This is a genomic window from Halomonas sp. S3-1-1, from assembly GCF_023757625.1.
GTDB lineage: Bacteria > Pseudomonadota > Gammaproteobacteria > Pseudomonadales > Halomonadaceae > Vreelandella.
Map to the genome: position 1 here is coordinate 186401 of NZ_JALGBZ010000004.1, position 11540 is coordinate 197940.

Genomic DNA, 11540 nt, shown 5'->3' on the forward strand with positions numbered 1-11540 from the left:
CCCGATGTCAGATACGCCAATCAATTTGGGTGAACTTCGCCAGCGCATCGACCAGCTCGATGAGGATATCGTGCGTCTTATCAGCGAGCGCGCCCGCTGCGCTCAGCAGGTCGCCCGCGTGAAGCTGGCCGACGACGAAAACGCGGTGTTTTACCGGCCCGAGCGCGAAGCTCAGGTGCTGCGCCGGATCATGTCGCTCAACGAAGGCCCGCTTGACGACGAAGAGATGGCGCGGCTGTTTCGAGAAATCATGTCGGCGTGTCTGGCGCTGGAGAAGCCGATCAAGGTGGCGTATCTCGGACCGGAAGGCACCTTTACCCAGCAGGCGGCGCTCAAGCATTTTGGCGACAGCGCCATGAGCCTGCCGATGGCGGCCATCGACGAGGTCTTCCGCGAAGTCGAGGCGGGCGCAGTCAACTACGGGGTCGTTCCGGTCGAAAATTCCACCGAAGGCGTGGTCAACCACACCCTGGATACCTTCATCGATTCGTCTATCAAGATCTGCGGCGAAGTCGTGCTGCGTATTCACCACCACCTGCTGATCAGCGAGAACACCCGCCAGGACAAGGTCACGCGGATCTACTCGCACCCGCAGTCTTTTGGCCAGTGCCGTAAATGGCTCGACGCCCACTTTCCTCACGCCGAGCGCGTGCCGGTGGCTTCCAACGCCGAGGCGGCAAAACTGGTCAAAACCGAGTGGCACAGCGCGGCGATTGCCGGCGACATGGCGGCCAAGCTTTACGGGCTGACCCATATTGCAGAGAAGATCGAGGACCGACCGGATAACTCCACACGCTTTTTGATCATCGGCAGCGAAGGTGTGCCGAGCTGCGGTGAAGACAAAACTTCGGTAGTGGTGGCTATGCGCAACCAGCCCGGCGCGCTGCACGATCTGCTCGAACCATTTCATCGTCACGGCATCGATCTTACCCGGATCGAAACGCGCCCCTCGCGCACCGGTGCCTGGAACTATGTGTTCTTCATCGACTTCAAGGGCCATATCGACGAGCCTGAGGTGGCGTCGGTACTCGAAGAGGTCAGCCGCGGTGCGCTCGAGCTGCGCGTACTGGGCTCCTACCCGCAGGGTGTGATGTGACAAAGCGGCTCACTTCGATGAGCGTTGCATCCGAGTGCCGTGAGCCGCGCATTTTGATCGTCGGCCTTGGCCTGATGGGCGGCTCGCTCGCCGCTGCGCTCAAGAGCAGGGGCTTTGACGGCGAGATTCTGGCCTGTGACTCGGACGAAGGCGAGATCGCACTCGGCATTGAAATGGGCCTGATCGACGGCGGCGGCCGCCAGCTCGAAGCGCTGGTTGACGGCGTGTCGCTGGTGGTGCTGGCGGTGCCGGTGCTGGCAATGGAGTCGGTGCTGGAAAGCCTCAAGGCGGGGCTCGCTCGCGCGGCGGCTGATGTTGTCGTGACCGATGTCGGCAGTACCAAGGGTGTGATCCGCGACTGCGTCGAGCGCGTGTTCGGTGAACTTCCTATTAACGTCGTGTTGGGCCACCCGATCGCCGGTTCGGAAAAAAGCGGCGTGGCCGCCGCCAACCCGGCGCTCTACATTGACCACAAGGTGATTTTGACCCCGGAGCCCAACGCCGACCCGGTGGCGCTTGGTCGGGTGTACGCGCTGTGGCAGGCCTGCGGCTCCGAGGTGCTGGAGATGAGCGTTGAACGCCATGATCAGGTGCTGGCCCGCACCAGCCATTTGCCGCACCTGCTGGCGTTCTCGCTGGTCGATACGCTGGCCCGCCAGGATCAGCGCCTTGACATCTTTCGCTACGCTGCCGGCGGCTTTCGTGACTTCACGCGCATCGCCGGCAGCGACCCGGTCATGTGGCGCGACATCTTCATTGCCAACCGCGAGGCGGTGCTGGCTTCACTCGACGACTTCGAAGCGGGCCTGAAAACGCTCAGAACGTCCATCGAGCGCGGCGACAGTGATGCGCTGATCGCCACCTTCGACCGGGCCAGCCATGCGCGGCGCTACTTTGGAACCTTACTCAGTCAAACAAGCTATCAGGCGGAATACCATATGCACTCTCACGCGCGCGTTACCTACCGTGTCAAACCCGGCGGCCAGGCCCAGGGGCGCCTGCGGGTGCCCGGCGACAAGTCGATGTCGCACCGCTCCATCATGCTGGGGGCGCTGGCCAACGGCGTGACCGAGGTCAAGGGGTTTCTCGAAGGTGAGGACAGCCTGGCCACCCTACAGGCGTTTCGCGAAATGGGCGTGGCCATCGAGGGCCCGCACCAGGGGCGTGTGATCATTCACGGCGTGGGTCTGCACGGGCTCAAGGCGCCGGCAGGGCCGTTGTATGTCGGTAACTCAGGTACCGCTATGCGCCTGTTCGCCGGTTTGCTCGCCGGCCAGAATTTCGACAGCGAACTCACCGGCGACGAATCGCTGACCAAGCGCCCGATGGGACGCGTGGCGGATCCGTTAAGAGCCATGGGCGCCACCGTCGAGACCGCCGAAGGCGGACGTCCGCCTCTCGTCATCAAGGGCGGTTCGGCGCTCAAGGGCATCCATTACGACATGCCGATGGCCAGCGCACAGGTGAAGTCGTGCCTGTTGCTTGCCGGGCTTTACGCCGAAGGTGAGACCCGGGTGCGTGAACCCGCGCCGACTCGTGATCATACCGAGAGGATGCTCAACGGGTTCGGCTATCCGGTCCACCGCGAAGGCGACACTTGCTGGCTGGAAGGCGGCCACGGCCTGACCGCCGGGCCCATCGACGTGCCCTCGGATATCTCCTCGGCCACCTTCTTTTTAGTGGCCGCGGCGATCACCCCGGGCTCGGATATTACACTCGAGCACGTAGGTATGAACCCGACGCGCATCGGCGTGATCAATATTCTGACGCTGATGGGCGCGAATCTTGCCTTCGAGAACGAGCGCGAGGTAGGCGGCGAGCCTGTGGCGGATATCCGCATTCGCTACGCGCCGCTGTCGGGTATCGATATACCGGTCGAGCAGGTACCGCTGGCCATCGACGAATTTCCGGCGCTGTTTATCGCTGCTGCCAACGCCCAGGGTACGACGCGTCTGCGCGGCGCGGAAGAGCTTCGTGTCAAAGAGTCGGACCGCCTGCAGGCCATGGCCGACGGCCTTGCGATTCTTGGAATCGAGCACACGATGCTCAATGACGGTATCGACATCGTGGGCGCTCAGCAGGGCGACTCCACGGCGCCCAACTACGCCGGTGGAAGCGTCGATAGCTTGGGCGATCACCGCATCGCCATGGCCTTTGCCGTAGCGGCGCTGCGCGCTTCCAGCGAAATCACGATCGATGACTGCGCCAACGTCGCGACTTCTTTCCCGGGCTTTTTGAGTCTTCTCGAGCGTATCGGCATGAGCGCCGAGGAGGTGCGCCAATGAGTATCGATGTTCCCGTTCTCACCATCGACGGCCCGGGTGGGGCCGGTAAGGGTACCATCAGCGGCTTGATCGCCGAGCGGCTGGGCTGGCATCTGCTCGACAGCGGCGCACTCTACCGGCTGACCGCCCAGGCGGCGCTCAAGCACGGCGTAGCGTTGGACGACGAGCCGGCCCTGGAGCGTTTGGCGCTATCGCTGGACGTCGCTTTTCCGGTCGAAGCGGGTGCGCCGCGTACGCTGCTGGAAGGCGAGGATGTCACCCGGGTTATTCGCACCGAGCAGGCCGGCGAACGCGCCTCCCAGGTGGCATCGCTTCCTGGCGTTCGCCAAGGGCTCTTGGAGCGCCAGCGCGATTTTTGTCAGACGCCGGGGCTCGTCGCGGACGGCCGCGATATGGGCACGGTCGTTTTCCCCGATGCGCCGGTCAAGGTGTTTCTGACCGCCAGCGCCGAAGAGCGGGCGCGAAGGCGCTTCAAGCAGTTGCAGGACGCCGGCGTGGATGCTAGTCTTTCGAGTCTTTTGAAGGAGATTCAGGTACGCGATGCACGCGACACGCAGCGCAGCGTGGCCCCGCTCAAGCCGGCATCTGATGCCGTAACGCTTGACACCACGCGCCTGAGTATACCGGAAGTGGTTGATCGTCTGACGCAGTTGCTGGCTCAAAAAGGGCTTGCAAGCAAAGGCTGATTCTCCCTTGCGGCGTTTTTGGGAAGGTGTCACGACATGGCAGGGCGGCAATTCATATGATCGTTCATATCAGAGAGCCCGGTCAGGTCCAACCAGCGCTAACACCCCCGGAAGCTGAGTTACATAGGCCCGTACTCGCTGGTGGTACGGAGAAGGCATTACGCCTCAACAACGTTGATCACGTAGGAAAACCATGAGCGAAAGCTTTGCTGAACTGTTTGAACAGTCTCTTAACGACATCAACATGGAGCCGGGCGCCATCGTCGCGGCCCAGGTTGTCGACATCGACGGTGACTGGGTTACCGTCAATGCTGGTCTGAAATCCGAAGGCCAAATCCCCGCGGCTCAGTTCCGCGATGACAACGGTGAACTCACCATCGCCATCGGCGATGACGTTCACGTTGCACTGGAAGCCGTCGAAGACGGTTTCGGCGAAACGCGTCTGTCGCGCGAAAAAGCCAAGCGTGCTGAAGCCTGGAAGATTCTGGAAGCGGCCTTCGAGAAAGACGAAATCATCAAGGGCGTGATCAACGGTAAAGTTAAAGGCGGCTTCACAGTCGACGTTGACTCCATCCGTGCCTTCCTGCCGGGTTCACTGGTCGACGTTCGTCCGGTTCGCGATACCGCGCACTTGGAAAATAAAGAACTCGACTTCAAGGTTATCAAACTCGACCCGAAGCGCAACAACGTCGTTGTTTCGCGTCGTGCCGTGCTTGAAGCCGAAAACAGCGCCGAGCGTGAAGCGCTGCTCGCTACTCTGCAAGAAGGCCAGCAAATCAAGGGTATCGTTAAGAACCTGACTGATTACGGCGCCTTCGTCGACCTGGGCGGCGTTGACGGCCTGCTGCACATCACCGACATGGCCTGGAAGCGCATCAAGCATCCGTCCGAAATCGTTGCCGTGGGCGATGAGATCAACGTCAAAGTGCTGAAGTTCGACCGCGAGCGCAACCGCGTATCGCTGGGTCTCAAACAGCTGGGCGAAGATCCGTGGGTCAACATCAAGGCGCGCTACCCGGAAGGCACCAAAGTACACGCGGTCGTCACTAACCTGACCGACTACGGCTGCTTTGCCGAGCTCGAAGAGGGCGTCGAAGGTCTGGTTCACGTTTCCGAAATGGACTGGACCAACAAGAACATCCATCCGTCTAAAGTCGTTCAAGTGGGCGACGATGTCGACGTCATGGTGTTGGACATCGACGAAGAGCGTCGTCGTATTTCTCTGGGTATCAAGCAGTGCACCGCTAACCCGTGGGAAACCTTCAACGCTGAGTACAACAAGGGCGACCGCGTTTCTGGCACCATCAAGTCGATCACCGATTTCGGTATCTTCATTGGTTTGGAAGGCGGCATCGACGGCCTGGTTCACCTGTCCGACATCTCCTGGACAGAAACCGGCGAAGAAGCGGTTCGCAACTTCAAGAAAGGCGATGAAGCTGAAGCCGTTATCCTGTCGATCGATCCGGAGCGCGAGCGCATCTCCTTGGGTATCAAGCAAATGGATTCCGATCCGGTTGCCGAATACCTCTCAGTCAACGACAAGGGCAGCATCGTGACTGGCCGCGTTGTCGAAGTCGATGCGAAAGAAGCGCACGTTGAGCTGGCAACCGATGTCGTTGCTATTCTCAAGGCGTCTGAAATCAGCGCTGACCGCGTCGAAGACGCGCGTAACGTGCTGAACGAAGGCGATAGCGTCGAAGCGCGTATCGTGAACGTCGATCGCAAGAGCCGTCAGATCAATCTGTCGATCAAAGCGAAAGAGCAGGACGATACTCGTCAGAATATGAAGAAACTGCGCGAGCAGGATTCCGAAACCGGCGGTGGCGGTGCTACCACGATCGGCGATCTGATCAAGCAGCAGATGGGTCAGGACTAATAGTCCGGCTTTATCTTAAAAACGCCACCTTCGGGTGGCGTTTTTTTTGTACTTCATTAAATAACTACCTTTTCGCCTCTTAAAGACGGCCAGGATTAAAGTTCTAAACGCATTTTATATAAAAAAACGATTAGTATTTGGCTTTAAATCAACTAGACTATTGTCAATTAAAGCAATTGAAGCAATAATGTTGCCGCCTCGCAATAAGTAGACGGCTTTAGACGTTTTGCTTTTCCAGTCATAGTTTATCAAGGAAGCCCCATGTCATTGCTAAATGAGTACATGCAAAAAGAGCAGCAGTTAAAGCAGCTGCAGGAAGACCTTCAACGTCTGGAAGGCGATCAGCGACTTAAAGGCGAGCTGGAGTTTAAATCCAAACTTGAAGCCTTAATGAACGAGTTCGGTAAAAAACCGGCCGACGTCATTGCCATGCTGGATCCGTCGAACGACCAGCGCGGTAGCAGCGCCGCTCCCAAGGCCTCTGCTGCTTCCAGCAATCGCCGTAAGCGCCGTTTGAAAGTGTACAAGAACCCGCACACAGGTGAAGTCATTGAAACCCGTGGCGGTAATCACAAAGGCCTTCGCAGTTGGAAAGACGAGTACGGTGACGAAACCGTAGAATCCTGGCTCGAGCAACAGGATAGCTAAGAATACGACCGGTGCCTTTTCCGAGGGCGCCGGTTTTTTGTTTCGAGAGGTGGTCGTGGTAGAAGCGTTTAAAAGCGGTAAACGCGCTTGGCAGTATGTCAGGCAACCGCTACCGACGATCTTGCCTTGCTTTTTAAACCAGTGCGATATTTAAAGCCTTGTTCAGGGAACCCCATCCAGACAATGGCATCCAATTCTGACTCTTTGATTCAAGCGACTCCATCAGGATTGTTCGGGTCATGTCGTTACTCATGAATCGACTCACGAACCGAATAGTTACGCTATAGTGGTTAGTGCCCGTACCAAACGGGCAGAGTAGCGTTCCACGCTATTGGATTTTCTTGTAACGCTTTCGACGAGCAAGCCGGCGTAAGAACGAGCGGTTTCCGCTGAAATGAAGTGGCTTTCTTCGCTAGCGTTGAACGTGGATGTAGAGCAGATCATGCTCTCACTGCGGGTTGAACATTGGTAGCCTTTAGCGTTTTAAGGCATCTGCTTTTATTTTGACGCCGATTCATTGCGTGCATACAGACATGGTGGCCTCAAAATCGATCATTAGTGCCAATAAAGAGCGGTCTCTTTTCTTAAGTAAGGTGTGAATTCAAGTTCAATGAAATATCAAAAGGCTCATAAACAAGTGGATGAACGCGATAAACTGCGCAAGTTTCGCGAGCTCGACGACGCCTTCGCCGAAGCCCTGCGACAGCTGGAAAGTCCGGGCAATCGTTTTAATATCCCCACCGGCCCACCCGTGCGCTCGCTCAAGGATCTGGAAGAGGAAGAGAACCAGACCCGCTTACAAGAGCGCGAGCGTCAGTTCGAGGAGCGTTTCAAAGCGCTTTGTATCGAGGCGGGCTACCGCGATAAAAAAGCCCTGGCGCTGGTTCAAAGCCTGTTGGCATGCGGTCTTTGGTCAAAAGACGATACGCCCGCGATCAGCGAGCCTACCGTGGCGGCGCTTAGCGGTAGCGGTAGATCCGAAGGCTAGGTAGAAACGGCACGCTCTCAAGCTTTTCATCACGGCGCTTGGCGCGGGTACGCTCGGTGGGTGGCGTGCTGTCGGGCGCCTTGATATGCGGTAAACGTGCCTCAAAGCTTGGAACGATTAACGGCATGGCGATATTATGTGCTCGCCTCGTGTGGCCGTCTTTAAGCGGTTCGACAAAAAACAGATTGGCGCGCATGAGAGGGGCTTGTGCCTGTACCTGAGCCAGCGTTTCACCACTAGGGATGCCCGCGAGTTTTTGCAACTGAATCCGAATATGCGCTGCGTCGATATCGAGCTGCAAAAGCTTTTTTTCAGCATCCCGAACGCTGAGCCTTTTGATCGAGCGCCCGCTGGTATACCAGGCAAGCCGTACTCTGGCCACTGGCGCAGGTGCGATCGGTATATGGCGCCAACACTGCTTTAAATGAAGCCGCGCCATACCGCTTTTACGCAGCACATCGTCCACGTGGGGGTGGCGTGCAGGCAGTCGGCTTTTCGCCTCGGTCAACGCGTGGGGCGAGAGCGTTTTGATACGTTTGATCAGCTCGCCAATGGCGCTCTTTTTACGATTGACCTCTTCGACCGCTGAGAGCAGCGTTTCACTCGCCGCGACCACGGCAATGTAATTGCGCGTCTCACGCCCGTCCTGTCCCTCAACGTGCCACATATCCATCAGTGCCTGGCGAAACCAATGGGGCCCCTCAGCGTTGGCTCCGAGTTGCCAGCTAGGCGGCGGCTGAGCCTCGAAGAGCGACGCGGCGTGATCGATCGCCGCCATCAGCTCGTCGAAGCGCGCATCGAGTTCGAAGAAAAGATGGTAGGCGGTAGGCTCCGGGCTAGTCACGTAAGAGCCCGGCCGCGGCTATAAGGGGCGTATCGGCAAACCCTCTCATTAGAGCGGCGCGTCCTTATCGGTCTGGGCGAGCAGCGTTTCGATATCCGCTTCGTCCATGGCCGATTCGCCGCCGATGCGATGCGACTCGTCCGCCCAGGCGCCCAAATCCAAAAGCTGGCAGCGCTTGCTGCAAAAAGGCCGATAGGTGCTTTCCGGCGCCCAGGCCACTTTTTTAGCGCACTGAGGGCAGTCGACTTCGAACGGGGAATCATTGGCGGGGGACATAAAACTCCTGGGTAACAACGCTTTCATCAAATCGGGTTGACGTGCCTGTTGGATTATTTACGAACGTTTTGATGCCTATGGCGAGTTCGCTTGGCTCATGTGGCGGTAACGCTCATCTAGCGCCGCCACCTGAGCCTCGAGACGCTCCAGGGCGCCGTCGTTGTCCAGCACATCATCCGCGCGCATCAAGCGCTCTTCGCGCGAGAGCTGAGCGGCCAGAATGGCTTCGATCTGCGCGGCGCTAACGCCATCCCGGCGCAGGGTACGCTCGCGCTGGGTATCCATACTAACATCGACGACCAGCGTTCGCGCGACCAGCGCTGCCTGGCCGGATTCGAACAGCAGCGGCGAGACGAGCAGCACGTAAGGGGAGTGGCGTTTGAGCATCTTCAAGCGTTCGGTAATGCGTTGGCGGATGCGCGGATGGGTGATCGACTCGAGCCACGCGCGCTCTGAAGACTCATTGAAAATGAGCTCGCGAAGGGCGGCGCGATCGAGGCTGCCATCTGCTTTCAACACGTGCTGGCCGAAATGATCGGCGATTTCTAAAAGCGCCGGCTCGCCGGGCTCAACGACCTCTCGGGCAACGTTGTCGGCGTCCACGTAACCAATGCCGAGCGCTTCGAACGCTTTTGCCACGGTCGATTTGCCCGAGCCGATACCCCCTGTCAATCCAATGATCATTTTATCGCCCCATTTCCTTGAGTACGGGTTAATAGCTTAGCGCAGCGTAGAGCGCGAACAGCTCGTCGCCGACCAAAAGACACACCCACCCGGCAAGCGCCAGAAACGGGCCAAAGGGAAGAGGTTTGCCGCGCAGAGTTGGCAAGAGCAGCTGGGCGACTCCGCCGACCACAGCCCCAAGCCCCGCTGAAAGCACCAGCAAAAGCGGCAAGAACGTCCAGCCGAGCCAGGCGCCTAACGCCGCCAGCAGCTTGAAGTCGCCGTAGCCCATGCCTTCCTTCCCGGTAACGAGCTTGAAAAGCCAGTAGAAACTCCAAAGCGCAAGATAGCCCGCAATCGCCCCGACCACCGCCTGCGTGATCATAAAAGGCTGAAACAGCAGCTGATATATGAACCCTAGCCAAAGAAGTGGCAGGGTCAGCGTGTCCGGCAGCAAAAAAGTGCGAAAATCGATCACGGCCAGCGCCAGCAGCGTCAAACACGCCGCATACACAGACAGCGCTTGAAAATCGGCGCCATGGAGCGCGACGACTGCCACCGCCAAAAGCCCGCCGGCGAGTTCAACGAGCGGATACTGCGCGCTGATGCGCGTTTGGCAATGAGCGCAGCGGCCGCGGCGCTTAAGCCAGCCCAACAGCGGCAGGTTATCGTGCCAAGCGATGGGCGCTTCGCAGCGCGGACACATCGAGGAGGGCACGGCGAGGTTGAAGTGCGGTGCGTGATCGACGGGGATTTCGAGGGCTTGCTGTGCCTCCTCGCGCCAAGCTCGCATCAGCATGACGGGCAAGCGCGTGATGACGACGTTCAAAAAGCTGCCGAGACAGAGGCCAACAAAGAAAACGAGTGGGTACAGAACGGCTGGCGGTAAGCCCATGGTGCTCCGAAGCGTGGTTGAGTGGCGGTGCGTGGTTGAATGTCGATAGGCGATTAAATCGCGGTACCGATTTCGAAAATCGGCAGGTACATTGAAACAACGACGCCCCCGACCAGAATCCCCAGAACCACGATTATAACCGGTTCCATTAGCGAGGTGAGGGTGTCGACCTTATTTTCGACTTCCTCATCGTAGTAATCGGCTACGCGATTGAGCATGGCATCGAGCGAGCCGGCCTCCTCACCGATACTGACCATTTGCACGGCCAGCGCGGGGAAGCGGTTGGTTAGGCGCATGGCAAAGTGAAGCTGTTGGCCGGTGGTCACATCCTGGCGCACTTCTTCGATCGCTTTCATGTAGACACGGTTGTCTGCCGCCCCAGAGGCGGTTTCAAGGCCTTCAATCAGCGGTACGCCAGAGCTGAATGTGGTGGCCAGCGTTCGGGTGAAACGTGAAACCGCCGATTTATGAAGAATATCGCCTAGCACCGGCAGGCGAAGCAAAAACTGATCGATCTTGTACGCTACTTTATCCGAGCGGCGCGCTGCCGCCTTGAGTAAAAAGATAGCGCCGACGATCAGCGCAAGCGTAGGCAGCCAAAACACCTGAGCGAGTTCGGAAAACTGGACGGTGAGCTGGGTCAGCACTGGAAGCTCCGCGCCGAAACCCTGAAACATGCTTTCGAATTCCGGCACGACGACGACCAGTAGAATCATGGTCACGGCAAGGCCGATGGTGAGTACCGCCGCCGGATACCAGAGCGCCTTTTTTACCCGGCTTTTGAGCGAGGCGACTTTCTCCTTGTAAATTGCGATGCGCTCGAGCATCTGATCCAGCGCGCCGGCCTGCTCGCCGGCGTTGACCAAGTTTACGAATAGTCGGTCGAACTGTTTCGGGTGGCGCGCCATCGCCTGGGAGAGGCTATCGCCTGAGGAGACATCGCGCATGATCTGCTGTGTAAGATCGACCATGGCAGGCTTCTTCATGCTTTCGGAAATCGCTTGAAGCGCCTGAAGAATCGGGATGCCCGCGCGCATCATGGTGGCCATTTGACGCGCAAATAGCATGATATCGATGTTTGCTACCTTTCCACGACCGCTCAGACTGCTGCGCTTTTGAATCTTGAGAACGGTGATACGCTGCTTGGCGAGCTGGTCGATGATGTCGTTCCGACTGCGGCCGATCAGCTCTCCCTTCATAAGCCGATCCTTTGGCCCCTTTCCCTGCCATTTCCATCGGTGCAGAGGCGCCAGCTTGATACGCGCTTTCGCTTTGGCCATTGC

11 protein-coding genes are annotated in these 11540 nt (G+C 58.4%); 6 read left to right on the forward strand and 5 right to left on the reverse strand.

Features of this window, described 5'->3' with window-relative positions; genetic code table 11:
* The first annotated feature begins 4 nt into the window (after window positions 1-4).
* The 6 genes from pheA (at window position 5) to MQW23_RS13350 (ending at window position 7579) form a co-directional block, all read left to right on the forward strand.
* Window positions 5-1096 (forward strand): prephenate dehydratase, encoded by a 1092-nt coding sequence (gene pheA / locus MQW23_RS13325; RefSeq protein ID WP_252108691.1) that lies wholly within the window; start codon window positions 5-7, stop codon window positions 1094-1096.
* A 17-nt stretch (window positions 1097-1113) separates the two neighbouring features.
* Window positions 1114-3381, forward strand: coding sequence for a bifunctional prephenate dehydrogenase/3-phosphoshikimate 1-carboxyvinyltransferase (locus MQW23_RS13330; RefSeq protein ID WP_252108692.1), 2268 nt, complete (start codon window positions 1114-1116; stop codon window positions 3379-3381).
* On the forward strand, window positions 3378-4067 hold the full coding sequence (gene cmk / locus MQW23_RS13335; protein WP_252108693.1) for a (d)CMP kinase: 690 nt from the start codon (window positions 3378-3380) through the stop codon (window positions 4065-4067). The genes MQW23_RS13330 and cmk overlap by 4 nt, the downstream gene beginning before the upstream one ends.
* Window positions 4068-4260: 193 nt before the next feature.
* Entirely contained in the window at window positions 4261-5943 is a 1683-nt protein-coding gene (rpsA, locus tag MQW23_RS13340) for a 30S ribosomal protein S1 (RefSeq protein ID WP_252108694.1), read from the forward strand.
* 261 nt (window positions 5944-6204) lie between these two features.
* Window positions 6205-6591 carry a histone-like nucleoid-structuring protein, MvaT/MvaU family gene (locus MQW23_RS13345; RefSeq protein ID WP_252108695.1) on the forward strand — a complete coding sequence of 129 codons (387 nt, stop codon included), beginning with the start codon at window positions 6205-6207 and terminating at the stop codon, window positions 6589-6591.
* Between the two features lie 637 nt (window positions 6592-7228).
* Window positions 7229-7579 (forward strand): hypothetical protein, encoded by a 351-nt coding sequence (locus tag MQW23_RS13350; protein WP_319022815.1) that lies wholly within the window; start codon window positions 7229-7231, stop codon window positions 7577-7579.
* Here the strand turns inward: MQW23_RS13350 and MQW23_RS13355 are convergent.
* The 5 genes from MQW23_RS13355 to MQW23_RS13375 form a co-directional block, all read right to left on the reverse strand.
* Window positions 7551-8423, reverse strand: coding sequence for a DNA replication terminus site-binding protein (locus MQW23_RS13355; RefSeq protein ID WP_252108697.1), 873 nt, complete (start codon window positions 8421-8423; stop codon window positions 7551-7553). The genes MQW23_RS13350 and MQW23_RS13355 overlap by 29 nt on opposite strands.
* A gap of 48 nt (window positions 8424-8471) precedes the next feature.
* Window positions 8472-8699, reverse strand: coding sequence for a DNA gyrase inhibitor YacG (yacG, locus tag MQW23_RS13360; protein ID WP_252108698.1), 228 nt, complete (start codon window positions 8697-8699; stop codon window positions 8472-8474).
* 75 nt (window positions 8700-8774) lie between these two features.
* Window positions 8775-9383: a dephospho-CoA kinase gene (gene coaE / locus MQW23_RS13365; RefSeq protein ID WP_252108699.1), complete on the reverse strand. Its 609-nt coding sequence runs from the start codon at window positions 9381-9383 to the stop codon at window positions 8775-8777.
* A gap of 28 nt (window positions 9384-9411) precedes the next feature.
* Window positions 9412-10257, reverse strand: a complete 846-nt coding sequence (locus tag MQW23_RS13370) for a prepilin peptidase (RefSeq protein WP_252108700.1) — start codon at window positions 10255-10257, stop codon at window positions 9412-9414.
* Between the two features lie 53 nt (window positions 10258-10310).
* A complete protein-coding gene (locus MQW23_RS13375; protein WP_252108701.1) occupies window positions 10311-11537 on the reverse strand; it encodes a type II secretion system F family protein in 1227 nt (408 codons plus the stop codon).
* Between the last annotated feature and the right edge of the window lie 3 nt (window positions 11538-11540).

Excerpts from the sequence above, each read along its gene's own strand:
- pheA (WP_252108691.1), top strand. The coding sequence starts at position 5 with ATGTCAGATACGCCAATCAATTTGGGTGAACTTCGCCAGCGCATCGAC.
- MQW23_RS13330 (WP_252108692.1), top strand. The coding sequence starts at position 1,114 with ATGAGCGTTGCATCCGAGTGCCGTGAGCCGCGCATTTTGATCGTCGGC.
- cmk (WP_252108693.1), top strand. The coding sequence starts at position 3,378 with ATGAGTATCGATGTTCCCGTTCTCACCATCGACGGCCCGGGTGGGGCC.
- rpsA (WP_252108694.1), top strand. The coding sequence starts at position 4,261 with ATGAGCGAAAGCTTTGCTGAACTGTTTGAACAGTCTCTTAACGACATC.
- MQW23_RS13345 (WP_252108695.1), top strand. The coding sequence starts at position 6,205 with ATGTCATTGCTAAATGAGTACATGCAAAAAGAGCAGCAGTTAAAGCAG.
- yacG (WP_252108698.1), bottom strand. The coding sequence starts at position 8,699 with ATGTCCCCCGCCAATGATTCCCCGTTCGAAGTCGACTGCCCTCAGTGC.
- coaE (WP_252108699.1), bottom strand. The coding sequence starts at position 9,383 with ATGATCATTGGATTGACAGGGGGTATCGGCTCGGGCAAATCGACCGTG.
- MQW23_RS13370 (WP_252108700.1), bottom strand. The coding sequence starts at position 10,257 with ATGGGCTTACCGCCAGCCGTTCTGTACCCACTCGTTTTCTTTGTTGGC.
- MQW23_RS13375 (WP_252108701.1), bottom strand. The coding sequence starts at position 11,537 with ATGGCCAAAGCGAAAGCGCGTATCAAGCTGGCGCCTCTGCACCGATGG.